Source organism: Mesorhizobium sp. M1227, assembly GCF_040318315.1.
GTDB lineage: Bacteria > Pseudomonadota > Alphaproteobacteria > Rhizobiales > Rhizobiaceae > Mesorhizobium.
Window position 1 is genome coordinate 32,907 of the sequence record NZ_JAMYLZ010000034.1, and the last position, 20,459, is coordinate 53,365.

Annotated in this window: 29 protein-coding genes; 11 read left to right on the top strand and 18 right to left on the bottom strand. The window is 62.2% G+C overall.

Annotation, left to right across the window (positions count from 1 at the left end; translation table 11 throughout):
- The first annotated feature begins 4 nt into the window (after positions 1–4).
- The 3 genes from NKH28_RS27615 to NKH28_RS27625 all read left to right on the top strand — a co-directional run bounded on the left by NKH28_RS27615 (position 5) and on the right by NKH28_RS27625 (position 4,493).
- Positions 5–1,036: a LacI family DNA-binding transcriptional regulator gene (locus tag NKH28_RS27615; RefSeq protein ID WP_352772999.1), complete on the top strand. Its 1,032-nt coding sequence runs from the start codon at positions 5–7 to the stop codon at positions 1,034–1,036.
- A gap of 239 nt (positions 1,037–1,275) precedes the next feature.
- Complete coding sequence (locus NKH28_RS27620; protein WP_352980880.1) at positions 1,276–3,408, top strand: TonB-dependent hemoglobin/transferrin/lactoferrin family receptor; 2,133 nt, start codon at positions 1,276–1,278, stop codon at positions 3,406–3,408.
- Between the two features lie 2 nt (positions 3,409–3,410).
- Positions 3,411–4,493, top strand: a complete 1,083-nt coding sequence (locus tag NKH28_RS27625; protein ID WP_352980881.1) for an SIP domain-containing protein — start codon at positions 3,411–3,413, stop codon at positions 4,491–4,493.
- Here the strand turns inward: NKH28_RS27625 and NKH28_RS27630 are convergent.
- The 3 genes from NKH28_RS27630 to NKH28_RS27640 form a co-directional block, all read right to left on the bottom strand.
- Positions 4,490–4,912 carry an aconitase X swivel domain-containing protein gene (locus tag NKH28_RS27630; RefSeq protein ID WP_352686269.1) on the bottom strand — a complete coding sequence of 141 codons (423 nt, stop codon included), beginning with the start codon at positions 4,910–4,912 and terminating at the stop codon, positions 4,490–4,492. The genes NKH28_RS27625 and NKH28_RS27630 overlap by 4 nt on opposite strands.
- A complete protein-coding gene (locus NKH28_RS27635; protein WP_352980882.1) occupies positions 4,909–6,159 on the bottom strand; it encodes an aconitase X in 1,251 nt (416 codons plus the stop codon). Before NKH28_RS27635 ends, NKH28_RS27630 begins: the two co-directional genes overlap by 4 nt.
- 200 nt (positions 6,160–6,359) lie before the next feature.
- A complete protein-coding gene (locus NKH28_RS27640; protein WP_352474222.1) occupies positions 6,360–6,614 on the bottom strand; it encodes a hypothetical protein in 255 nt (84 codons plus the stop codon).
- Between the two features lie 275 nt (positions 6,615–6,889).
- On the opposite strand from NKH28_RS27640, the gene NKH28_RS27645 reads away from it, so the two are divergent.
- Positions 6,890–7,222 carry a hypothetical protein gene (locus NKH28_RS27645; protein ID WP_352980883.1) on the top strand — a complete coding sequence of 111 codons (333 nt, stop codon included), beginning with the start codon at positions 6,890–6,892 and terminating at the stop codon, positions 7,220–7,222.
- A gap of 134 nt (positions 7,223–7,356) precedes the next feature.
- Here NKH28_RS27645 and NKH28_RS27650 read toward each other — a convergent pair whose 3' ends face one another.
- Positions 7,357–8,058, bottom strand: coding sequence for a hypothetical protein (locus tag NKH28_RS27650; protein ID WP_352980896.1), 702 nt, complete (start codon positions 8,056–8,058; stop codon positions 7,357–7,359).
- A 432-nt stretch (positions 8,059–8,490) separates the two neighbouring features.
- Between NKH28_RS27650 and NKH28_RS27655 the strand changes: the two genes are divergently transcribed.
- A complete protein-coding gene (locus NKH28_RS27655) occupies positions 8,491–8,805 on the top strand; it encodes a hypothetical protein (protein ID WP_352474216.1) in 315 nt (104 codons plus the stop codon).
- 138 nt (positions 8,806–8,943) lie between these two features.
- Here NKH28_RS27655 and NKH28_RS27660 read toward each other — a convergent pair whose 3' ends face one another.
- From NKH28_RS27660 to NKH28_RS27675, 4 genes are all read right to left on the bottom strand, one after another.
- The gene (locus tag NKH28_RS27660) at positions 8,944–9,171 is read right to left on the bottom strand and encodes a DUF2934 domain-containing protein (RefSeq protein WP_352474214.1); all 228 of its coding nucleotides are present in this window, start codon (positions 9,169–9,171) and stop codon (positions 8,944–8,946) included.
- An 86-nt stretch (positions 9,172–9,257) separates the two neighbouring features.
- Complete coding sequence (locus NKH28_RS27665; protein WP_352452715.1) at positions 9,258–9,470, bottom strand: hypothetical protein; 213 nt, start codon at positions 9,468–9,470, stop codon at positions 9,258–9,260.
- A 124-nt stretch (positions 9,471–9,594) separates the two neighbouring features.
- Entirely contained in the window at positions 9,595–9,900 is a 306-nt protein-coding gene (locus NKH28_RS27670; protein ID WP_352474210.1) for a DUF1236 domain-containing protein, read from the bottom strand.
- A gap of 343 nt (positions 9,901–10,243) precedes the next feature.
- Positions 10,244–10,540, bottom strand: coding sequence for a hypothetical protein (locus NKH28_RS27675; RefSeq protein WP_352474209.1), 297 nt, complete (start codon positions 10,538–10,540; stop codon positions 10,244–10,246).
- 168 nt (positions 10,541–10,708) lie between these two features.
- Between NKH28_RS27675 and NKH28_RS27680 the strand changes: the two genes are divergently transcribed.
- Positions 10,709–10,984: a hypothetical protein gene (locus NKH28_RS27680; RefSeq protein ID WP_352474207.1), complete on the top strand. Its 276-nt coding sequence runs from the start codon at positions 10,709–10,711 to the stop codon at positions 10,982–10,984.
- 14 nt (positions 10,985–10,998) lie between these two features.
- Here NKH28_RS27680 and NKH28_RS27685 read toward each other — a convergent pair whose 3' ends face one another.
- The 6 genes from NKH28_RS27685 to NKH28_RS27710 form a co-directional block, all read right to left on the bottom strand.
- Positions 10,999–11,298 (bottom strand): hypothetical protein, encoded by a 300-nt coding sequence (locus tag NKH28_RS27685; protein WP_352474206.1) that lies wholly within the window; start codon positions 11,296–11,298, stop codon positions 10,999–11,001.
- Positions 11,299–11,469: 171 nt separating this feature from the next.
- Positions 11,470–11,793, bottom strand: a complete 324-nt coding sequence (locus tag NKH28_RS27690) for a hypothetical protein (protein ID WP_352819342.1) — start codon at positions 11,791–11,793, stop codon at positions 11,470–11,472.
- On the bottom strand, positions 11,793–11,996 hold the full coding sequence (locus NKH28_RS27695; RefSeq protein ID WP_352491004.1) for a hypothetical protein: 204 nt from the start codon (positions 11,994–11,996) through the stop codon (positions 11,793–11,795). Before NKH28_RS27695 ends, NKH28_RS27690 begins: the two co-directional genes overlap by 1 nt.
- A complete protein-coding gene (locus NKH28_RS27700) occupies positions 11,981–12,250 on the bottom strand; it encodes a hypothetical protein (protein WP_352980884.1) in 270 nt (89 codons plus the stop codon). The genes NKH28_RS27695 and NKH28_RS27700 overlap by 16 nt, the downstream gene beginning before the upstream one ends.
- The gene (locus NKH28_RS27705; RefSeq protein ID WP_352474200.1) at positions 12,250–12,462 is read right to left on the bottom strand and encodes a hypothetical protein; all 213 of its coding nucleotides are present in this window, start codon (positions 12,460–12,462) and stop codon (positions 12,250–12,252) included. Before NKH28_RS27705 ends, NKH28_RS27700 begins: the two co-directional genes overlap by 1 nt.
- 1 nt (position 12,463) lies before the next feature.
- Positions 12,464–13,261 (bottom strand): N-acetylmuramidase family protein, encoded by a 798-nt coding sequence (locus tag NKH28_RS27710; protein ID WP_352980885.1) that lies wholly within the window; start codon positions 13,259–13,261, stop codon positions 12,464–12,466.
- Positions 13,262–13,413: 152 nt separating this feature from the next.
- Here NKH28_RS27710 and NKH28_RS27715 point away from each other — a divergent pair, with 152 nt between their 5' ends.
- The 5 genes from NKH28_RS27715 (at position 13,414) to NKH28_RS27735 (ending at position 15,603) form a co-directional block, all read left to right on the top strand.
- Positions 13,414–13,599 (top strand): hypothetical protein, encoded by a 186-nt coding sequence (locus NKH28_RS27715; RefSeq protein WP_352980886.1) that lies wholly within the window; start codon positions 13,414–13,416, stop codon positions 13,597–13,599.
- 134 nt (positions 13,600–13,733) lie between these two features.
- Positions 13,734–13,916 (top strand): hypothetical protein, encoded by a 183-nt coding sequence (locus NKH28_RS27720; protein WP_352980887.1) that lies wholly within the window; start codon positions 13,734–13,736, stop codon positions 13,914–13,916.
- 178 nt (positions 13,917–14,094) lie between these two features.
- On the top strand, positions 14,095–14,262 hold the full coding sequence (locus tag NKH28_RS27725) for a hypothetical protein (protein WP_023675755.1): 168 nt from the start codon (positions 14,095–14,097) through the stop codon (positions 14,260–14,262).
- A 153-nt stretch (positions 14,263–14,415) separates the two neighbouring features.
- The gene (locus NKH28_RS27730; protein WP_352452704.1) at positions 14,416–14,589 is read left to right on the top strand and encodes a hypothetical protein; all 174 of its coding nucleotides are present in this window, start codon (positions 14,416–14,418) and stop codon (positions 14,587–14,589) included.
- Positions 14,590–14,856: 267 nt separating this feature from the next.
- The gene (locus NKH28_RS27735; RefSeq protein WP_352980897.1) at positions 14,857–15,603 is read left to right on the top strand and encodes a hypothetical protein; all 747 of its coding nucleotides are present in this window, start codon (positions 14,857–14,859) and stop codon (positions 15,601–15,603) included.
- A gap of 28 nt (positions 15,604–15,631) precedes the next feature.
- On the opposite strand, the gene NKH28_RS27740 is transcribed toward NKH28_RS27735, so the two are convergent.
- From NKH28_RS27740 to NKH28_RS27755, 4 genes are all read right to left on the bottom strand, one after another.
- Positions 15,632–16,216, bottom strand: coding sequence for an acyltransferase (locus NKH28_RS27740; RefSeq protein ID WP_352458146.1), 585 nt, complete (start codon positions 16,214–16,216; stop codon positions 15,632–15,634).
- A 33-nt stretch (positions 16,217–16,249) separates the two neighbouring features.
- A complete protein-coding gene (locus tag NKH28_RS27745; protein ID WP_352980888.1) occupies positions 16,250–18,991 on the bottom strand; it encodes an SGNH/GDSL hydrolase family protein in 2,742 nt (913 codons plus the stop codon).
- 156 nt (positions 18,992–19,147) lie between these two features.
- A complete protein-coding gene (locus tag NKH28_RS27750) occupies positions 19,148–19,498 on the bottom strand; it encodes a hypothetical protein (RefSeq protein ID WP_352541126.1) in 351 nt (116 codons plus the stop codon).
- Between the two features lie 670 nt (positions 19,499–20,168).
- Positions 20,169–20,378 carry a hypothetical protein gene (locus NKH28_RS27755; RefSeq protein WP_352541127.1) on the bottom strand — a complete coding sequence of 70 codons (210 nt, stop codon included), beginning with the start codon at positions 20,376–20,378 and terminating at the stop codon, positions 20,169–20,171.
- Positions 20,379–20,459 lie beyond the last annotated feature (81 nt).

The window sequence follows — 20,459 nt, forward strand, 5'->3', positions numbered from 1 at the left end:
GACAGTGCGGTCCACCCTGACAGACATAGCCCGGGAGGCCGGCGTTTCGGCCGCCACGGTCGACCGTGTGCTCAACAACCGCGCCGGGGTCAGGGCGCGCACCCGAGAGGTCGTGCTCGAAACGGCACAGCGGCTTGGCTATATCGCTGAAAATTCGAATAATCCGAGCTCGCTCAACGCGGTTACTGGCGAGGTCATACGGCTGGATTTCGCCCTGCCCGCCGGCACCAATTCCTTCATCAAGATGCTGCACCGCCAGATCGAGGCGCAGGCGCAGGCGCGGCCCGACCTCGACGTCCGTGTCGCTACTATCGAAGGCTTCAATCCGGACCGGCTTGCGCGTCTGCTGCAGGAACTGCACGGGCAGACGCAGGGCGTCGGTGTGATCGCGCTCGACCATCCGACGGTCCGCGAGGCGATCCGCTCGCTTTCGGCCAGCGGCGTCAAGGTCGTCACCATCGCTTCCGACATCCTGCATGTGCCGAGGGTTGCCTATATCGGCATCGACAACCGCGCCGCCGGCCGGCTCGCCGGCTATCTGCTCAACCGCTTCATGGGTGCCGGGCGTCCGGGCAAGGTCGCGCTGTTCGCAGGTTCGCTCTCCTATCGCGGCCACGAGGAGCGCGAGATGGGCTTCCGCCACATACTGACGGAAGAATCGCCCAATCTGCAGATCGTCGAGATGCGCGAAATGCTCGACGACCGGGAAAAAGCCTATTCGGAGGCCTCCGCCCTGCTCGACCGGCACCCGGACCTGGCCGCCATCTACAATGTCGGCGCCGGCAACACCGGCATCGCCCGCGCCCTCAAGGAGCGCGGGCGTGCGCTGTCGACGGTCTTTCTCGGCCATGAGGTGACGGAAGGCACCAAGGAGCTTCTGCTCGACGGCACGCTCGACGCGGTCATCGACCAGAACCCGCGCGTAGAGGCCCGCGAGGCGCTCAACACCTTGACCCATGCGGTCAGGGGCTTGCCTTACGAACTGCACCAGCCACGGCTGCAAGTGATCTTCAGGGAAAGCATCCCGGAGATCTGAACCAGGTGAAGCACGGGATGCGTCACAAATTCATAATCGCTCGGGCGAGATTTTGGCGGCCAGATCAAGGGTCCGACCGAGAATCTTCGATCAGGCTCAGACCTGCAAAATTAAATTGACTATTATCATCATGTTTTAATAAGTATCCCTGCCCGGCCCGTGTCTCGAGGCTTCTCCATCATGCCAGCCAGGGCCAACGGCCGCCGCCAGCAATCTTTGCTTTTCCCGGGGCTGCACGCATGAAACAGACAAGCAACAAGACCTTGATGGCGAGCACCGCGCTCGCCTTCGCGCTCGGCCTGTGTGCCGCGCCGCTGGCCGCCGCGCAGAAGCCGGAGAAGAACGGCGCCGCCGCCAAGGCCAACCGGCCGGTCAAGGTCGCCCAGCAGGCTAGAACTGGGCAGAACGAGCCGACCGTGCTCGACCTGATCACCATCTCGGCGACGATGATCAAGACGGCGATTATCGAATCGATGGCCGCCATCAGCGCCGTCGATCAGGAAGAGCTCGAACGCATCCAGCCTGACACCGCCGCCGACATGTTCCGCACCACGCCCGGCGTTGCCGCTTCGATGAACGGCGACGATCCGGCAACCGCCATCAACATTCGCGGCCTCGAACAATATGGCCGCGTGGTGGTGACGCTCGACGGCGCCCGCCAGGATTACTGGCGCGTCGGCCACGGCTCGGGCTCGTTCTATGTCGAGCCGGAACTAATCAAGGAAGCGACCGTCATTCGCGGCCCGGTCTCGAACGCCTATGGCTCGGGCGGCATCGGCGGCGTTGTCTCCTTCGAAACCAGGGATGCCGGCGATTTCCTCAAGCAGGACGAGCGCTGGGCGCTGAGCGAGAAGCTGGGCTATGAGGATAATGGCGACGGCTTCACCACCAGCACCACCGGCGCCTACCGTTTCAGCGACGACGCCGACATCATCGGCAACCTCATTTATCACGACCGCGACAGCTACACCAATGGCAATGGCGACGCCGTGCCATGGACCGGCGAGAGCATCACCAGCGGCTATATGAAGGCGACCCTGCGGCCGACCGACGGCCACGAGCTCAAGCTCGGCGCGATCCTGCAGCGCTACAATGACCAGATCACCGGATCGAGCGGCTCGACCTCGCCAACGCTGAGCCGCTACGACACCGACACGACCAACCAGACCTACACGGCTGCTTATATGTGGAGGCCGGACGACAACGAACTGATCGACCTCAGTGTCAACGCATACCACAACCGCACGCGCGCCGAGCAGACGCAGGTCTGGCCGGCAACGGCGATCGGCAACTTCCGCTATTACGACGTCGCCACGACCGGCTTCAACCTGAAGAACTCCTCGCGTTTCGACGCCTGGGAGTTGGCACATACCCTCACCTACGGCCTCGACTACTACTATCTGGAGGCCACGTCGGAGGCCGCGCATTTCGGTTCGGGCGAGCAGCAGGGTTATGGCGGCTTCCTGCAATGGCAGGGCGACTACAGCGACTGGCTGCAGCTCATCGCCGCCATGCGCTATGACGGCTACCAGCTCGACGGCAAAACGAAGACCGTGCCGCCGGCGGAAGCCTCGATTTCGGGCGATCGCTGGTCGCCTCGCCTCACCGTCGGCGTGATGCCGTTGGATGGCTTCCAGCTCTACGGCACCTATTCGGAAGGCTACCGGGCACCAGGCCTGCAGGACGTCTATCGCGGCGGCGGCGCGCATGGCGGCGGCGACAGTTACCAGCCTAACCTGCTTCTGCAGCCCGAAACGGCGAAGAACTGGGAAGCCGGGATCAATCTGAGATATGACGATGTGCTGGCCGCGGGCGACCTGTTTCGTGCCAAGGTCAACGTCTTCCACACCGCCGTCGAAGACTACATCGACGTCGACCTCACCGTGTTGCCGCGCATGGCGATCAACATCGGCGACGCGCGGCTGAAGGGCATCGAGGCCGAAGCCGTCTACGACTATGGCTGGGGGTTCGCGAACCTCGCCGGCGCCCTGATCGACGCCAAGGTCGTCAGCGGCGTCTATTCCGGCCAGACGCTGAACAACACGCCGCTCGACCGCTTCTCGGCGACCGTCGGCTTCCGCATGCTGGAAGACCAGCTCACCGTCGGTGCGCAATATCTCAGCGTCGGCAAGATCACCCGGACAAGCCGCACCAATCCCGACGCGCCGGTCGTGGTCGATGACGGCTTCGACCTGGTCAACGTCTTTGCCAACTGGCGCATCAACGACCACGCCAAGCTCGATTTCAGCGTCGATAACGTCTTCAACACCGCCTACACCGACCCGCAAAGCGCCTGGTCGACGACGGCGGCGACGGAACAGGGCAAGGGCCGCACCTTCAAGGTGGCTCTCACAGGCCGGATCGGAGGTTGAGAATGAGGGAAGCAGAGGCGAGCGGACTGGCCTGCGAAGCGCGCTTGAACCTGCGCAACCTGCCGCATTACATCGACCGCATCAGCGACAGGCTGCAGAGCTTCGATGCCGATGCCTCGCGGGAGGGGCAGCGGCTCGACTTCCGCTTCGCCTTCGGCGACGCGTCCCTTGACATGGAGCGGCTGGTGATGCGGGCCAACGCCGCCGACCGCGATGGGCTGGCCCGCATCAAGGACCTGCTGGCCACCGCCGTAGAGGTATATGCCAAGGAAGAAAGTCCCGAGATCGTCTGGACCGGCGATCTCGCCGAAGAAACCCGCCTCGCGCCGTTCCGTGAGATGGTCGTCACCCAAGTCGGCGACCTGACGCGGCATATGCGCCGCATCCGCTTCGCCGGCGAGGATCTCTCTCGTTTTGCGAAGTTCGGCGGCATGCATATCCGCATGCTGTTTCCGACCAGGGACGTCCCCGATCCGCTCTGGCCCGTGCTCGGCAGCAATGGCCTCCCGGCATGGCCCTCGGACGACAGGCGCCCGGCAGCGCGCGTCTACACCATCCGGGCCCTCGACGTCGAAATGGGCATCATCGAGGTCGACTTCCTCATCCACCCCGGCGACAGCGTCGGCGCCCGCTGGGCCATGCAGGCGGCGCCCGGCATGAAGATCGGCATGATGGGGCCGGTCGGCCGTCGGGTGCGACCGGCGTCCTGGTATCTCATGGGCGCCGACGAAACCGGCCTGCCGGCGCTGGCTCGCATGCTGGAGACTCTGCCCGCCGAGACCAAAGGCGTGGCCTTCATAGAGATCGCCGACGATGGCGAACGGCAGGTCGTCGACAACGCAACCGGAATAGAGGTGCACTGGCTGCCGAGAAATGGGGTGCCAGCCGGGCTCGACGACAGGCTGGCGCGCGCCATCCGGTCAGTCGCATGGCCGACCGGTTCGGCATTCGGCTGGTTTGCGGCCGAAGCGGCAGCCGCCACGACGGTGCGCGAACACTGGCGCGGCACGCTGGCGCTCGGCCGCAACGAAACACTGGCGGCAGCCTACTGGCGGCGGGGCGCGGCGGGACTGATGGCCGGCTAGAGCTTGCTCACCATCGCTTGCGCATCTTCGCCCAGACCGATTGCGATCCGGTCGCCGGAGACAATGCCTGACACGTCGCAGACAACCAGCGGCATGCTGATTTCGTAGAGGAATTCGGCAACGATGGCGCCGACGGCAAGGATCGGGTCCGGCCGCTCCAGGATAATGCCGGCCGGCGCCGTGCCTCTGCGGATCGCTTCGGCCAGAACCGAAGACGAGGACGACGACCCTCGCCCGCTCGGCATCACCAGGATCTTGCCAGCGATATTGCCGCCCAGGTCCGGATGCGAATGGTCGATGATGTCGCCCGTTTCGACGTCGATCCCGCCCCAGAAGCTGAGCGCCTGCCAAAGCACCAGCGCTGGGCCTTGTGCCGAGCCGGAAAGGTGGAATGTACCGGTTCTGGCCGGCGTCTTCATGGCGCGCCTCGCACGACGCGGCCGGCCGCAGCCGAGCGGACGCAGTCTTCCATGTCACCGAAGGCCACCGAGACACCGATATTGCCAGGTGCGTAATGCGCCCATTTGCCCGAATTGGTCATCACCGCGCCATCGAGACGCTCGAGGATCGACGTGACATAGGTGCAGGTGTCGGTGACCGGAACCAGGCCGAAGGCTTCCATGCCGGCCAGTGCGCCTTCGTCCTGCAGCCGCGTCAGCGTCGCGCGCCCTGTGTTGACATAGATCGGGACACCTTTGCCTGGACCGACTTCGCGCAGCAGCGGCAACAGGCGCATCCACTCTTCATGGGAGAAATGCGGCGTGCCTAACGACACGGCTGCGAGCTGCACGCCGTCGGGAACGCTCGACAGCCTGGCCAGCGCATGGTGGATGTCAGCGCGAGAGATCCGGATTTTTTCCTCCGGCGCCAGGCCGTGCAACGCCTCATCCGGCGTCTCCGCCTCCGGCGTGATGCCGACGGCATGAAACAGCGCCACGGCACCAGTCGTTGCCGCCGCCGCCCCCAGCGCCTTCAATTGGTCCTCGTCGCGCGGCTGCGGCAGGCCCGATATGACAGGGATGCGGTCGCCAGCCCTTTGCCCGATGATCAGCCCGACGCCGACAAACAGAGCGTCGCTTGGCTCGAAAGCAGCGTCAGTCAGCTCGAACAGGACCTGGCCTCGTCGATTTTCACTCAGATGCAGCCCCCATGCCGGCGCGCGCCCGGTCATTGCGCAGCACAAATCGATAAAATCGCCATAGCGGTTGGTCCGCGCGCCGATCACCGAATTGGCAAAGACGATGGCGTTGGATTCACCCCAGGCGATCTGCTCGCCGAACCTTGGCCGGAACCGGGTCTGATAGGGTGCGCAGGTGAAGGTCGCCTGGCAGCCGAGTTCCAGATGCGCCTTCATCAGGCGTCGCGCCGGCGTTTCTTGCGACACCGGCATCTTCACCAATCCGGGATGGATGAGGTCGAACGAACCGACATTCAGCGTCGTCGGCACCCGAACGCGGCCGCCGCCCTCGATCAGCCTTTCGACGAAATCGAGGCTGGCCTGGCCGTGATAGAGGCAGCCGTCGATATGGGCACCGGCAATGTTCAGCAACTTGCGCGCGCCGACCGCCTTGGAAAAGGCAACCAGGATCGTCATGGCGGCAGCCGCTGCCGAGCCTTGCTCGCCATGCAGCATCGACTGGTCGCCCGCCGTCAATTCCAGCGTCATCGGCAATATTCCCGAGCGCGCACTATGCCGATCAAGCACTCCCTGATTACGGAGCGTCTGGCAAGACAGAGCTTTGGATCTCTTCTACTTCGCAGCCGTCAGCAGACCAGACGTTCACAGCTCATCGCGAAGCAAGAGAGACGCGAAGCACGGTCGCAGAGCGGGCGATCCGCGGCGGAAACGGCGCTATTCCTTCGGCGCTATTCCTTCTGGGACGGTCCGTCGGCCGCGCTGCGGTCACCATCTGCAGAATGCGGCAGAATGCCGAAATCGCGCGACTTGGTCCCATGCGCCGCCGTCAGGAAACCATCGGCTGTGAGACCTCGCCTCAAAAGCTCACGTACCGCGGCCGACCGGCTCGGCATGTGCTTGTCGAAGCGCCAGTTCTCCAACGCCGCCAGTTCATCGACGGTCAGCATGATCTGCAATCGTTCCGGGCGTTCCAGTTCGGACATCTCGGCCTCCTGTCACACCAGCCTAAATGCAGCTGAGTTAGTGTGTTCCTAATTTTCTGTAGAGTTAGGTACGTGAGCAGAATGCGTCAAGGCCTTCGGATCAGCGAGTCATGCAGAAGTCAGATGAAGCGGATCAAGCGTCAGATAGGCAATCAACAAAATACGCTAACTATTTGACATAAAACGAGTTTTTAAGGAATTTCGCTTGCCAATCGCGAATCCTGGGCGCATCGTGGAACATGAGGGACAAACCGCTCCTGAAGGGAAGGTTTTCCATGCGCTACGGATTTTCGGTTCGCCTGCACGAAGACGTCAGTTCCCGAGTTCGGGCTGTATTGCGGTCCGGGATTGCCATCAATCTGACTGCTGTCGCCGAAGCCGCGCGACTGCAGAACCTCGCCGAGAATGTTGCGCGCGAGGACATCGAATGGCTCGTCATGCAAGCAGCCCAGCTCTACGGGGCGGCTATCGAGTTCGACGGCTTCGCGGAAACCGATCTGGCGGAGTTTGCGTGCCCTCAGCTGATGCAAAGCAGCCCCGCCGCGGGTTGGGACTCCCTGGAAGACGAAGCGTCCGCTTGGCCGGATCCTGGCCGTCAAACACACTGAGCGCGTGTGAGCCCCGCCATGCTGCCGCCACGTGCTCGGAAAAAAGCCCGCCGCAATGGCGGGCTTTGGACTGCTGGAGCTTTGGTGGACGAAGGCCTCTCGGCCCGGTCCGACATTCATCCGATGTATTCGCCTTAGCGGCGGGCGATCAGCAGGCACAATTGGCGCAGATCGCTGTCGTAAGTGCCTTCGCTGCTGAGCACGTCAACGCAGCGCTTCTTCATCCTGGCCAACTTGTCGCCCGACATGTCGGCAACGACCTGGGGCAAGCTGGGATTGCTGGGATTGCTGGGGTTGCTGGGATTGGACGGGCTGCCCGGGTTGGACGGATTGCTCGGATTGGTGCCACCACCGATCCCGACACCGGCGCCGACATTGATGCCGCTGCCGATCCCGACCCCCGCGCCAGCCCTAACGCCGCTGCCGATACCTACCCCCGCGCCGGCAGCAATGCCACCGGAACCGCCGATCGTCGCGCCGGCACCGGCGTTGATGCCGCTTCTGCCCCCGACCGATGCGCCGGCGCCCGCCGCGATTCCGCTGGAACCGCCAACCGTCGCGCCGGCACCGGCGTTGATGCCGCTACTGCCGCCCAACGACGCACCGAGGCCTGCCTTGATGCCGCCGCTGCCGCCAACCGTCGCGCCGGCACCGGCGTTGATGCCGCCGCGACCGCCAACCGTCGCGCCGAGGCCGGCTTTGATGCCGCCGTTGCCGCCGATGGATGTTCCAACACCAACGGCAATTCCGTCCGCGGCATTCACGGGCATCGAGAGCATGAAAATAACTGCGCTGCCTGCCACCGCATCGGTGATTGTTTTGATTAAGGTGGTCATAACACTCTCCTTGCTGTAGTTGCGCTGAACAGCCCGCGACGTCGCCGGTTGCATACCTACTAATTTGCAAGAAGATGATCGGTTTCGTTGCCGATCAGCTCGCTGGCCTCATGGTATATTTTCAAATAACAGCCGCGTGAAATTTGTACTGAAATTTTCCGAAAGTTTTACTTTGGGATGGCCTCTACCAATTGAAGCGATGCGAGACTCAGCTGATGGCGCCGCAACAGACGAACGTTGCGACGGTCGGCGGCCAAAGAAGGCGAATTCCTAATCAGCAAACCACAACATCAAACCTACCTACGGTAATAGAACAAGGGGCCGAGAAGATCCGCGCTGCGCGGGTTTGCTTCACTGTGCTGCGTCATTTTTGCCGGAACCTTTCCATCACCCGAGTTGTTTTTTCTGTAGTCGCCACATGATGATAACTCAATGATGGAGATCAACATGCTTACGAAAATCGTGACAGCTTCCATACTTGCAGCCGGTCTGGCGACCGCGGCGATGGCCCAGAACGCCGGGTCGGACAACAATGCGCCTGGCAGCGAGAAGAGCATCGTCGTCCAGCCCAAGCCGAACGGTATTGACCCTGGCACGACCCGCAGCACGATGGGCACGACGGGTACCATGAACTCCAATGCGGATGAAAACTGCCCTGCAACCCCGCAAGGAGCTCAACCCGATGCATCCAACAAGCCTGCCGGGACGGTTTCACCGACTGTCAACGACAACAATTGCGGTAAGTAGTTAGCCGCGCCAATCGGGCTTGCCATCGCGGGCTTGCGGACAGCAGGACCGGTCAGGACTGGTTTTGCTGCCGATCATGGAACGATGTATGGGCCGACCACCCGCGAGATCCAGCGTTGGAATCAAATCCGCTTGCGTTCACGCTTTACGTGGTCGCGCCTTGGATTTGCTTCCGTCCTTGCTGGCGGCCGGCTTAGGCTGGCGTGCTTTCGGCTTCGGTCGGCTGGCGGTCTCCGGCGCGGCGGTTTCTGCGTCGATTTCGGCGGTAGCCTGATCCCAATGCTGCTGATGCGCCCCGTCGGGCCTGCCTGCCTGTTCCCAGATCGCGTGTGCTCGCTGGCGAATCCGTTCCTGCCTGTCCGTCACTGATACCTCCGTCGGCTCGGTTGATGCGTAAGCAACCTTGTTCTAGCTGAAATTTCGACCGGCGTCTTGAGCGGCAGGCGACACCGTCATTGAACCTCTCTGTCACACAGGACGGCGACCCCGAGGAGCGCCGCCTTCTTGATGATCAGCCCTTCAAGGTCCGCGTCCGAGCGCTCGGTTCCGGTGCGTTCGCGCAACAGTGCTATCGCCGCCTTCATCGACAGCAGGCCATCGCCTCGTTCAGCAAGCAGTTTGTCGACGGCTGCGGCCACGTTGACCGGCTCGACATGCGGCAGCATGGGAATGGCTCCTTTCCTTGTTTCGAGACGACAGCGGCTCCATCCCGATCCCTCGGGATGGAGCTCTCATTTGATAATTTAGGCCATGACCTTCCAAATCCGGTTCGCGGTTTGGCAACGCCGATCACTCGATGACCTGCACGATCTTGCGGGTGTCTGGGTCGACGAGCACGGTGCGATTGCCGACGACGACGTATCTGTACCGCACGTCTGGAACATCGATCGGTTGCAGCTCGACCGTATCGGGCAACGTGGAACCGATATTGAGCTCCACCCCCAGAAGACTGATCGACGCCAGCGGGTGCTTGTGGACGTATTCGCGGATGACCGTCTGCTGTTTGGGCGTGACAATCACCTGGTCCGCGGTGGCCACGCCGACGCCGGCAAGCAACGCCAATCCCGCCGCAGCAGGAACAAGGTGGATTTTCATCGTCTACTCCTGTTGTTACGGGCCTCGCCCTTACAATTGCGACGCGGCATTCCGGTCGAAGCGGCGAACCCTCTAGGCAAACGCCCACGCCACCTTGTTGTTCCGTAAGTGGCGGCTAATCGAACAGCGGTGAAGTGCCCGCGCGATGCGGCGAATGGACTGCGAATGAGCTTGCGGTGGCCCGCGTCGCAAGACGCGGGCCGATCGGTTTCCCGATCAGCAGCGATACCGGAGGGGGGTGATATCTACTGCGTCTGAAATAACATTTAGGACAAGCTAATGTTCCTCAGCGAGTGCAACAAACCTGCCGGCGCGAGCGGCGCGAAGTTGCCGCTCGTCGCTGCTACTGCTTTGGCGGCTGTGGCGGCACCTCGCCGGGCTTGATCACCGGGGTCTTGCCCTCATCCGGCGGTGGCGCCGCCATGCCCTGATCGCCCGTTGGCGGCGGCTTCAGGACCCCACCGCATGGCTCGAGCGTATCGGACAAATTGTTGCCGGCCGGCTTCTGCTGTTGGCTGTTCTGGTCCGGCGGCTCGACTTTGCAGCGGTCGGATTGCGCCTGTTCGCCCGGCTGCGCGGCCGCCGGCACCGCCAGCAGCAGCGCACCTAGCATATACGGCAAGAAAATGAGCGGTCTCATATCGAGCTCCTTTCGCGCCAGTATCTTCTGAATGTGAAGGCGGGCAGGCGCGATTGGTTCCGTCGTGCGGCAATGCGCCCGGACCGCAGCGGCACGGAACCGGCCGCCAGACTTATGAGTTCAACCACTGAGCCAATTCAGGGCCGCTGACATTATGGAGAACCGGCGATGGAACCGCGCAGCAAAGAACGAACCGACGACGAGACGGAGAGCCCGACGATCCAGCAGCAGGACTGGGATGCCATCCGGAGCGGGAGAATCCTCCCTGACGGCGTGCCGCAAAACGGCGATATTCGCTATGACGTCGAGAAGAGCGGCGAACTGCCGGAGGAGGACGACGATAACGCTTACCAGGACAGCGACGAGGCCTTGCCGGACGATACGGATGAACGTGTCATTTCGCGCGATCTCGCACGCGAAGGTGGCCCTTTCGACGAGGAATGAGCCGCCGCCTGCTTTCAATTCGGGAGGTCGAAGAGCGGCTCCTGGCAGCGATAGACCAGACATTGACCGTCACGCGTCTTGATATACGCGGCGCGCGGCACCTGCGGCCAGTCGCATTCATTGCCGAATTGGCGGACGTAACGGTCGTAGGTGTTCTGGCCGGTGGTGAGCACGACAGAGCGATGCCTCTGGATCAGAAGCTGCGTCTGTTCGCATGTCATCGCGCGGCTGTCCGGCCGCGCGTCGGCCGTTGCGGCAAACAGAAGCGCCCCGGCTGTCAGGACTGCCGCTTGTGTCTGGACCTTGGCAAGCATGACACCATCTCCCATGCCTAACGCGCATCTTGGTCGGGCAGCGCCGGATCGAGCCGCCCTGTCGCGAAAGAAAGATCGTACAGAATGCGAGCAAAAATGCAAAAAGCCCGCCGCACCTTTCGGCGCGGCGGGCTCCAACTGAACGTCACTATTTCGTCGGGCTTGGGCGGCTTATTCCCCCTTCACCGGCCCGAACCGGCGCACGATAACCTCGAAGACGATGTCCGAGATCCACATCGCCGAGACGCCGATGAGGAACGCCGCGGCCAGCGTCGTGGTGTCGTCGTCCGGAGAAGGAATGGGCAGGCCGGCGGCGCGGAAATAATGCACGACCGGCAGCGTCAGATAGGCCGCCGCCAGCGCGCCGCAGATCGGCGAGGCCACCATCTCGCGGACCTTGTAGCGGTGGCGCGACAAGGCCCGCAAAATGCCGCCAGAAAGGCCGGCGACCAACACCGGCGCCTTGATGCCCAGGACGTCGAGCAATTCGTGCATCATGGCGTCCACCCGCACCATCTGGCGCCCTGCCCGTTGAAGGCGTTCATCTCGTCGAGCTCGGGCCGGCTCATGGCGGCAACGACCGGGGAGGATGGCCGGCGCGGCTGGTTGTGGTCGCACCAGACCTGGCGCGGATTGCCGGCCGGCGCGGTTGTCGTGCAGCCGGCGAGCACCACGCAGAGGATCAGCGCCTTGCCCATTTCTCAGCCTCCGCTCTTGCTGCCGCATCGGCCATGCCGGCGGCCTTGCGCTCTTCGGCGGCGGCCTCGCGCCTCATTTCCAGACGATCCTCGGCGGCCGCGACTTTTGCCTCTGCCTGTTTGACCGCCTCCTTCCTCGCCCGGTTGATGCCGCCGGCAACGTAAAGGCCGATGCCGCCCGCCACGGCAGCGAATACCGTCATGACGAGCTTGTTGCCGATGATGGCGCTGAGAATGCTGAGAAGCGCTGCCATCACAAGTCCTCCGCGCGGCGGCGGCGCAGGAACTCGGTCAAAACGCCGTTGATCACAAGAAACCAGGGGAACCATTCCCCCGGAACGACCGGCGAAAGAACCTGCGGGTCGACATAGGTGACGATAGTCGCGATGACGCCGATGGCCGCCTGAAGCCGCGCCCAGAATATTGTCTCGCTGTCGCGGAAAAAGCTCTTGATCCGGGTCCACATGTCATTTCCTTCCGAATAGCTTGAGGATGGCTGATAATTTGAGGATGGCGGCGATCAGCGCTGCCCAGAAGCCGGGCCTGGCGACAGCCACGGGAGGCCCAGAGGGCGTAGCGGTCGCTTGTGGAACGGCAATTGGCTTGGCGGGCTCTGGCGGGACTGCAGGGGTGACCGCCGATGACACCGGACCGGCAGACGGCCAGGGCGTGTCCTTGATGCGCGACCATTTGCGATAGGCCTCGGCAAGCCTGGTATCGTAGGCGTTCTTGCGATAGCCGGCGCCGTTGTAGCCCTTGGCGAATCCCGACCAGTCATGATTGCGCAGATTGTCGTCGAGCCGCTTCTCGACGATGAAATCGATCGCCGCGCCGAGCTGCAGCGCCTCGTCCGCCATCATCGCCTCGGCCATCGCCTGCACGGTAAGGAAGCCTGCCGCCATGAAATTCTCGCCGAGAACCTGGCCCAAGCCCCACGAAGCGGATTTGAGCGCCGCGGTTTCGTCGATCGCACAAGCTGCCCTGAGCCGTGGGTAGCTATCCCTGGGATAGGGCTTTGCGCCCCACTTCGGATAAGCGAGGCCGGCGGCTACCGCTTGTGCCCGCTTGGCACCCGACAGGTTGCGGTAGAAGACGTGCGGTTCGAACAGGATGACCGGCCGGCCAACGGCGTCGAAGCCATGCCCGCTGGTCTCGACATCGAGGAACGCGTGCATCTCGTCCTCGCCGACGCCGATCCGGGCACCGAGTTTCGGCAAGTCTATATCATCGAGGCGCCTGGCGGCGCCCCTGAACGTCATGTCCATGGGCAGTCCTTTCCGCCCTCGCGGGCAAGGTTTTGAGGTTGAAAAAGCAGATGCGCGGCGGCAAAGCAGAATTTGGCGGCAGCCCGCGCCGATGTGGCAAGGAAGGTTGATGTTTTCGACCCGCCGTGTGAAATGGCCGCGGGATGGTGCACATGTCTGATGATGAACAAACCACTGCGGCACGCTGGTCGGTGAAGTCCGAGCTCCGCGCCGTCGCTCGCGACAAGCCGTTGCTCGCGGTGCTGGCGGCGATCCTTTGTCTCTATTGTGCGTTTATCGCCGGACCGATCGTCTATGCGGTGCTGGCCATCAACGGCATTGCGGATTTCTTCAAATGAAGCCGGTTCCGGCGATATCGCTGCGGTCCGGCGCGCTGCGTCTACCGGCCCCGAAATTGCTTGGGCTGAATGAAATTGTCTAGCCGGGATGAAACTGTTCCCATCTATCGTTCGTAGCTGTAGCGGGAGGACACGTGACGATAAGAATCAGGCTTCCGGGCGGCACCTTGAAGATCAAGAAAAGGAACGAGCTGCGGCGCCGCGAGCAGAACCGCGAGGTGCCGGTTTGGCAGGTCGGCAATTACTTCGTCATCTGGTGGCCGAGCGGCATGTCCGATCGCCCATCCTCGCCCAACAACTCCTCGCCCAGGAAATAGCCCGCGCACCAGACGATCCCGACTGGCACTGGCGCCCCCGTGCGGGATCGGGAACCGCCGCGTGCGCCCAAACCTCAAGACCGCTCGACTAGTCCCAGAAATAGTCAGCGGGCAGGCATTGACTCTTCCGCAGCGGAAGGTCTCTGATGCTGCATTGCACAATGGGGTGGCGGAATCGATGGCGGTGCGTATCAGGATGCCTGGCGGCACACTGAAGGTGAAGGTGTACCGCGAATTGCGCGACCGCGAACGCGCCCGCCGCATACCCGTCGTCAAGATCGGCCGGATCTATTTCACCTGGTGGTCGAACCGCCAGCGCCTGATTGATGATCAGTCGCCAGGATGAAGCTCCTTCGGCCGGCCCTGCCCGCCTGGCACCGCGAAGCCTCCGCAGCTCGCAAAATAAGTTGATGATCCTGCTGTTGACTCTTCCGCAACGGAAGGTCTCTACTTACCGCATTGCACACAATTGCTGCGTTGCACAACGGGAGTTGAACCGATGGCAGTGCGTATCAGGTTGCCTGGCGGCACTCTGAAGATGAAGACCTATCGTGAGTTGCGGGCCAGGGAACGCGACCGCCGCGTGCCTGTGATGAAGATGGGCTCGCTGTATTTTGTCTGGTGGTCGAAAAGCCAGGACCCTCACCAGAAGCCGCAGGACAGCAGACGGTAGCCCGCCGGCGCGGTGGGTCTGCGTCGGCGATGAACCCTGACAATTCCGAAATACCGCCCAGTTGTAGGATTTCTGGTCGGCTTGCTGTGCCATTGTTGGTGCGCACAGCATCCCGAGCGGCCCTCGCAGAGCAATTCTTCTGACGAACTTTTCGGCGATTTTCAAATGGCCTCCAGACTGGCGGACACGCGCGTTTGCAAGCTTGCAAACCGCCGCCGCTTGTCGCAAATAATTGTCCGCGGGCGGGCGATCAGGAGTCATCCATTGATGAATGTCCAATCGCGCATGCATGCTTTCCTTCGCTCAAGCCCCCTCCGATATTATTTTCACCTCGCAAAGGCTCGCCTTGCCGGGTCTCCGCAATCAGACGAAAGTGTAATCCTGTCGCAGATTGTTGGCCAAAGCCCGAAAACGTTCTTGGAATTTGGTTTCCATCCGACGGAGTACAACTGCATTGGGCTTAGTGAATTCAGCGGTCTGCTCGTCGACGGCGACGCAACGACCGTGCGGTTGGCGCGCTCGCTGCTTCCAAAGCGGATTGAAGTGCGCCAGAGCTTCATTGATCTCAACAACATCGAAAGTCTCGCCACGCATTTTCCGCAACTTGGAGTGCTTTCCGTCGATGTCGATGGAAACGACTACTGGTTTCTGCAAGCCTTGCTGCCAGTGCGCCCGGCCGTCATTGTCGCGGAGTACAATGCCAGCTTCGGGCTCAACCCCGTCACCGTGCCATACGATCCGTCGTTCGATAGGGCCGCAAAGCACGAAAGCGGTTGGTATCACGGCGCCTCGATCACCGCTCTGACGCAGCTCTGCAATAGTCACGGCTACAAACTCGTCGCTGTCTCGGCGGCTGGCGGCAACCTGTTCTTCTTGCCGCAGACTGTGGCCTTGCCCGGACTAGAGCCTGTGGAGGCGTACCGCGAGAGTGCACTTCGCAACGGCTGGTCAGGAACCACGGCGAGGGAGCAATGGGAGCGGATCAAGCACATGCCCTTCGTGACAGTGAGCTAACCGTGTGATGAGCATTAACCCAAAGGCATCATTTCACGACCCGGTCAGGCCGCACCAGGGCGTCAGCAGGGACGTCGGTTCGCACTATGGAACCGGCGGAGATAATCGCCCGATCGCCGATCGTGACACCCTTCATGATCATGGCACTGTTCCCAATCCAGACATCGTCTCCAATCACGATCGGAGCGGAGCGGATGCCAGGGTCGACTCTAGGATGGCCCCGCTTGAAGATGGCTTGCATCTGCGCGAAGCGCTTCTTCGGGTCCATAGGATGCGAGTTGGTGTCGTGGATCGCCACACCCCATGAGACGTGTACCCGCTTTCCGATCTTGATCCCCACCGGGTCTGACGACCAAATCGTCGAGCTTGGGCCAAGATAGAACCAATCATCAATCTTGATCCGACCCTCGTGGGCAAAGACCTGCAAATGCCCATCCAAATGGCTGTCCGCGCCGATTGAGACGCGAGACCGGTCGCCGTGGATATTAAAGATCTCTGCCCCGGCGCCGAACTTCGTGCGCGGCCCGATGACGGCATTCTCCCTAGCGGCGCCCGTGGCGATCCACGACCAAAAGCGGCGGCGAAGAGTGAGAACGGTGGAGAAGACGCGCATTCGCGAACATCTGCCACACAGGACCATTCCAGTCTAGGCTCCGAAGAAGCCCCGGCGCGACAGACAACGGAGTTCCTCAGCGTCGAAAGTTCCGTGACGCAGACTGCCCGCAGCATTCGGATGGAGCTCATCGCCCATGTAAAGCAACGAGGTCAGGTAGCCGATGCCACTCTCACCACCTACGTCGATTAACGGTATGGACAGCAGCTTCGCCACTTCGCGCTCGGCGTTGAAGAACTGGTCCATGGTGTTGCCCTGGCTATTCACCCGACCTATCCGGTGCGTCGCGTGTCCAGGGCCGCCGCTGTAGGTGCCAATCATGACGATCTTGGCGTTCGGCGCACGCGCTCGGATGGCGGCGCACGCCGCCCACAGCGAACCATAGTGAGTGGCGTAGGTCGTGTCGCCGAGAGCGCCCAGGGGCGTCTCCTGCGCGCCAAAGGCGTTCGGGCCCGGCTCCAGGATTACCAATTCCGCGTCGACCGGAATGTTGGTGATCGCATTGGACATTCCGTAGCTCGGATAGGCGGTCGTGCTCAGCCCCAAGGCCGAGCCACTGACGGCTAGATTGGTAGGGACCATACCGGTCAGACCGGCGAGGACGGGAACGTAGTAGGCTCCGGCCGAAATACTAGAGCCGATCAGCGTCAATTTCTTACCAACCAGGGCGGCCGAGCCGTCGTCATATGGATCGCCGCCGATGTTGGCCGGATCCGACAGTAGGCCAAGATACAGAGCGCCATTGGCGACTGCCGTCACGCCGGCGCTTTTGGTCCAGGCCGAGTTGGAGAGGTTTTCCGAAGACGAGAAGACATTCGGCCCACCATTGATGCTTAGAGCCGACCTTTGGACATAGAATCCAGACACACCATCGCCGACATACGGGTGACCGCCAGCAGACGGGAAAATACGCTGTTGCCAGTTCGTCGCGGCCGTGGCCGTTGCCGTCTTCGTGACCGTGCATTCGTACCAGCCGTTGCCAAGAGCGACGATGCTCGCGCCCGTGCCGGTCGCAGTCCCGGTGTCGAGATTGAAGGTGCAGTCGAAGATGACGGCGTTGTTGGAGTAGAGATTGAGACGATTGCGTTCGGCCTTTTTGGCGGTGACTTTCCAGACGATATTGTCGCCATTGACCACGGACCTGCCCTGATAAACGGAAGGATTGCCAGAGCCGACCATTTCGACAAGCTTCGATGCCGTCATTCGGCCTCTGACGGTCACGTCGAGGCCATCGACAAGCGGAGGCAGGGAGATCAGCACCGGTTCATAAGGGCTGACCGTGGTGGTAACCGTCACGTTCTGCTTCGTGAAGGCGGCGTTGGCGGGGTCGCTGCTCGGGAACAGGTTAGCCGGCAGGCCCTGCTTGCGCAGCACGATACTGCGAATGTACATACCGCTGGTTCCATCGCCGGTGAACGGAAAAACGCCAGCAGCCGACATGCGTGCCTGCACATTGTTCGTAATATTTGCCGCAGCCAGGACGACAGCCTTGCACTCGTACCAGCCGGAGCCAATATCCGTGATGGCAGCGCTGACGAGGTTCGCGCCAGAACTGCTTGAGACGATACCCTCCTCAAGATTGAAGTTGGCTGTATAGGCCGCACCAGCCCCCGCGTGAATAAGCTGCAGAATGCTTCGCTCTCCAGCTTTGGCAATGGCAATGTGCTCGATCGTGTCGCCCGACACAAAAGAGTAGGATCGATATACAGATGGGCTGACTGATCCGGCCGCCTCAGTTAGCCTGGCGGTCGGAACGCTAAGGCCTTCGATCATTGCAAGGCTATCGACGCTCGAAAGGAGAGCAGCCGTTGCCGCGCGAACGCCCGTATCGGCCGCCACAGGCCCGGCCGTGACATTGTACAGCCCAAGCACACCAGTCGAAACTTCCGTCCAGAAATACTCGCCGACATCGACATTCCTGCCCAGCACCGCCGCTGCGGCTGCGCCGGCGAGCCCTGCCGACGCCGCAAAACTGAACGTCGGCGCCACTGTGTAGGAGCCCGGCGCCGTGATCAGTATCTGCGTCAGCGCCCCGCCCGCCACCACGAAGCGGCCGGCGGCGCCCGAACCGGTCCCGCCGGTAAACACCAGGTCGAACGTGCCGTTGGCGCCGCCGGAGCCGGCGGTGATCGCACCGTTGCCGGCGACGCCGAAGCCGATTGCCGCCGCCGTCGTCGGGAAAATGCCCTTGCCGTAGAGCGAAGCGTCGCGTGCGGCCTGGGCGCTGATGACGGCCGCCGCGGCGGCGACGGCATCGGAATTGGTCGCAGCCCGGTCGGCAGCGGTTTGTCCGGCATTCGCGGCGGAAGCGGCGGCACTGTCGGATGCCTGGCCGGCGCTGGCTGCGGCAGCATCCTTCAGCGCCTGGGTTTCATCGCGCAGCGCTTCAACCTCTTCGGCCACGTCGGCGATGTCGGGCGGAACGGATGCGGCGACGGTGATGGCATCGGCGCCGACGGCCGGCTCGTCGGCCGTGAACTCGAACACGCGGTCGGCGTTGACCGACCCGATCTGGGTATGGACGGTCGTTCCCTTCAGCAGGGTGCGCGTGGTGCGGGCGTCGGCGGCGCGGAACCAGTCGCCTTCGCTCGCCGTGTAGATGCCGTTCTGCGTCGGGTCGGCCTGGTCCTTGACCAGCACGCGGTCGCCGATTTCGGCCGGCACGCCGTCGATGGCCTGCAGGCCGTGCAGGAGGATGTCGGCCGTGGTTGCGAGGCGCACGGGTTCGCGTTCGCCGGTCAGGAGACGAACGGCGGCAGTTGCAGGTCGGGACATGAGGGCTTGCTCCATAAAAAAAGCCCCGCATAAGCGAGGCTGGAAGGGGGTTCGGTGCTGTCGGTGGGAGACTTAAGCTACGCGGCCGGACACCGCGCTATCCGGCGCAGCCGGCGATTTACATTTTCCGGACGGAGAGCGGCAACGCGGTCGAGACTACAGCAGCCCGCCAATGAGCCTTCTTGTGCCCCTCATGGCCGCCAGCCCGCAGGCCATGCCGGCGCAGTCGGCGACCCAGTCGAGGATATCCATATCGCGCGCGATCAGCTGCACGCCCTGAAGCAGCTCGATCGCCGCGCCGGTAATGGCAAGGAGCACGACCAGCCTCGTCTTGTGTTCCGGCCAGCCGAGGCTTCCAAGCGCCGCCAGCACCGCGAACGCCGCGGCGTGGTTGAGCTTGTCGTGCTGGAAGGTGAAGCCCATGTCCAACTCCTGCAGGAAGCGCACCGGCGAAAGCGCGAGCAGGAGGACGCCGGCCAAGGTGAGCAGAAAAACGATCCTTGCCATGGTCGAAAAAGAGTCCGTGCGCAACAGGTCAATCCTTCATCTGAAACAGGAGGCGATCCAGGAGGCACCGCCAAACTGACCGCTCGGCGGTTAGCAGGCCATAAGCCAGGATCGTGACCACAATCAGACCGCCGGCACGTTGCCATCGCCGGCGGGGCGTACTCACCGGTGATCGCGCCAGCACTGATCTGGTCGAGCCGTGCATCACTTTGGGAGCAACGGAAGCACGTTCTCGTCAAGAAACTTCAGACGGCTGCCCAACATTTCGGCGTAGGCAGGGGTCGCCGGCACGTTGACGGGGATAATGTCCGCGACCGACTTTCCCTCTCGCGCGGCTTCGACCCACTCTTCCATGGCGCCTATCTAACCGTCCAGGGCAACATGGGGTGGACGCTGTCTAGATTCGGAGCGGCGTCATTCATGTTGTTCGCCTTCTGCTTTTGCCATCTTCTATTAGCCCAGCGCGCATAATCTCCAGCATCGCTGTGACGCTGTATATGATCGGCCCTGGTAGGGGTAGTATGTTTTGATACATGATCTGCCCCACCGTCGTCTCATCTCGAACATTAGCCTATAATCCTTGCGCACGCCAAAACCGTCGTGACTCGTCTATGCGTTCACTTCCAACCGGGTCAAAGCAGAGTAAACTCCGCTACCATTCAGAATGTGTTTAGGTGATTTTGTCGCGCTTCCATGGCGAAGACTTTGTATCGCGCCACGCACGCCAGCCTAACGGCAAATCCGCCAACTGTGCAACAGTTCCATCAAGCTCGACCACCTCGACCAAGGCCACTAAAATTAGGTCATCTTGATCAACTTCAGCTTCATTTCCGTAGAATTGCCACGACTCATTATCGTCGCCGTCATCATCATGTGACACATACGCAATCCAGCCGCCCCCCTAAATATCTTCCGAGTCGAAATAACGGCTGTGTTTTTTGGGTTTTCGAACTTCCATTCG

Bases quoted from the DNA above. Each gene is read 5' to 3' on its own strand.
- NKH28_RS27735 (WP_352980897.1), top strand. From the start codon at position 14,857: ATGAATGTCCAATCGCGCATGCATGCTTTCCTTCGCTCAAGCCCCCTC.
- NKH28_RS27715 (WP_352980886.1), top strand. From the start codon at position 13,414: ATGTCTGATGATGAACAAACCACTGCGGCACGCTGGTCGGTGAAGTCC.
- NKH28_RS27745 (WP_352980888.1), bottom strand. From the start codon at position 18,991: ATGTCCCGACCTGCAACTGCCGCCGTTCGTCTCCTGACCGGCGAACGC.
- NKH28_RS27635 (WP_352980882.1), bottom strand. From the start codon at position 6,159: ATGACGCTGGAATTGACGGCGGGCGACCAGTCGATGCTGCATGGCGAG.
- NKH28_RS27650 (WP_352980896.1), bottom strand. From the start codon at position 8,058: ATGACCACCTTAATCAAAACAATCACCGATGCGGTGGCAGGCAGCGCA.
- NKH28_RS27705 (WP_352474200.1), bottom strand. From the start codon at position 12,462: ATGTGGACCCGGATCAAGAGCTTTTTCCGCGACAGCGAGACAATATTC.
- NKH28_RS27730 (WP_352452704.1), top strand. From the start codon at position 14,416: ATGGCAGTGCGTATCAGGTTGCCTGGCGGCACTCTGAAGATGAAGACC.
- NKH28_RS27665 (WP_352452715.1), bottom strand. From the start codon at position 9,470: ATGCTGCCGCATGTCGAGCCGGTCAACGTGGCCGCAGCCGTCGACAAA.
- NKH28_RS27680 (WP_352474207.1), top strand. From the start codon at position 10,709: ATGGAACCGCGCAGCAAAGAACGAACCGACGACGAGACGGAGAGCCCG.
- NKH28_RS27675 (WP_352474209.1), bottom strand. From the start codon at position 10,540: ATGAGACCGCTCATTTTCTTGCCGTATATGCTAGGTGCGCTGCTGCTG.
- NKH28_RS27695 (WP_352491004.1), bottom strand. From the start codon at position 11,996: ATGGGCAAGGCGCTGATCCTCTGCGTGGTGCTCGCCGGCTGCACGACA.
- NKH28_RS27750 (WP_352541126.1), bottom strand. From the start codon at position 19,498: ATGGCAAGGATCGTTTTTCTGCTCACCTTGGCCGGCGTCCTCCTGCTC.
- NKH28_RS27630 (WP_352686269.1), bottom strand. From the start codon at position 4,912: ATGAAGACGCCGGCCAGAACCGGTACATTCCACCTTTCCGGCTCGGCA.
- NKH28_RS27645 (WP_352980883.1), top strand. From the start codon at position 6,890: ATGCGCTACGGATTTTCGGTTCGCCTGCACGAAGACGTCAGTTCCCGA.
- NKH28_RS27640 (WP_352474222.1), bottom strand. From the start codon at position 6,614: ATGTCCGAACTGGAACGCCCGGAACGATTGCAGATCATGCTGACCGTC.
- NKH28_RS27620 (WP_352980880.1), top strand. From the start codon at position 1,276: ATGAAACAGACAAGCAACAAGACCTTGATGGCGAGCACCGCGCTCGCC.
- NKH28_RS27655 (WP_352474216.1), top strand. From the start codon at position 8,491: ATGATGGAGATCAACATGCTTACGAAAATCGTGACAGCTTCCATACTT.
- NKH28_RS27740 (WP_352458146.1), bottom strand. From the start codon at position 16,216: ATGCGCGTCTTCTCCACCGTTCTCACTCTTCGCCGCCGCTTTTGGTCG.
- NKH28_RS27725 (WP_023675755.1), top strand. From the start codon at position 14,095: ATGGCGGTGCGTATCAGGATGCCTGGCGGCACACTGAAGGTGAAGGTG.
- NKH28_RS27710 (WP_352980885.1), bottom strand. From the start codon at position 13,261: ATGGACATGACGTTCAGGGGCGCCGCCAGGCGCCTCGATGATATAGAC.
- NKH28_RS27690 (WP_352819342.1), bottom strand. From the start codon at position 11,793: ATGCACGAATTGCTCGACGTCCTGGGCATCAAGGCGCCGGTGTTGGTC.
- NKH28_RS27670 (WP_352474210.1), bottom strand. From the start codon at position 9,900: ATGAAAATCCACCTTGTTCCTGCTGCGGCGGGATTGGCGTTGCTTGCC.
- NKH28_RS27625 (WP_352980881.1), top strand. From the start codon at position 3,411: ATGAGGGAAGCAGAGGCGAGCGGACTGGCCTGCGAAGCGCGCTTGAAC.
- NKH28_RS27700 (WP_352980884.1), bottom strand. From the start codon at position 12,250: ATGGCAGCGCTTCTCAGCATTCTCAGCGCCATCATCGGCAACAAGCTC.
- NKH28_RS27685 (WP_352474206.1), bottom strand. From the start codon at position 11,298: ATGCTTGCCAAGGTCCAGACACAAGCGGCAGTCCTGACAGCCGGGGCG.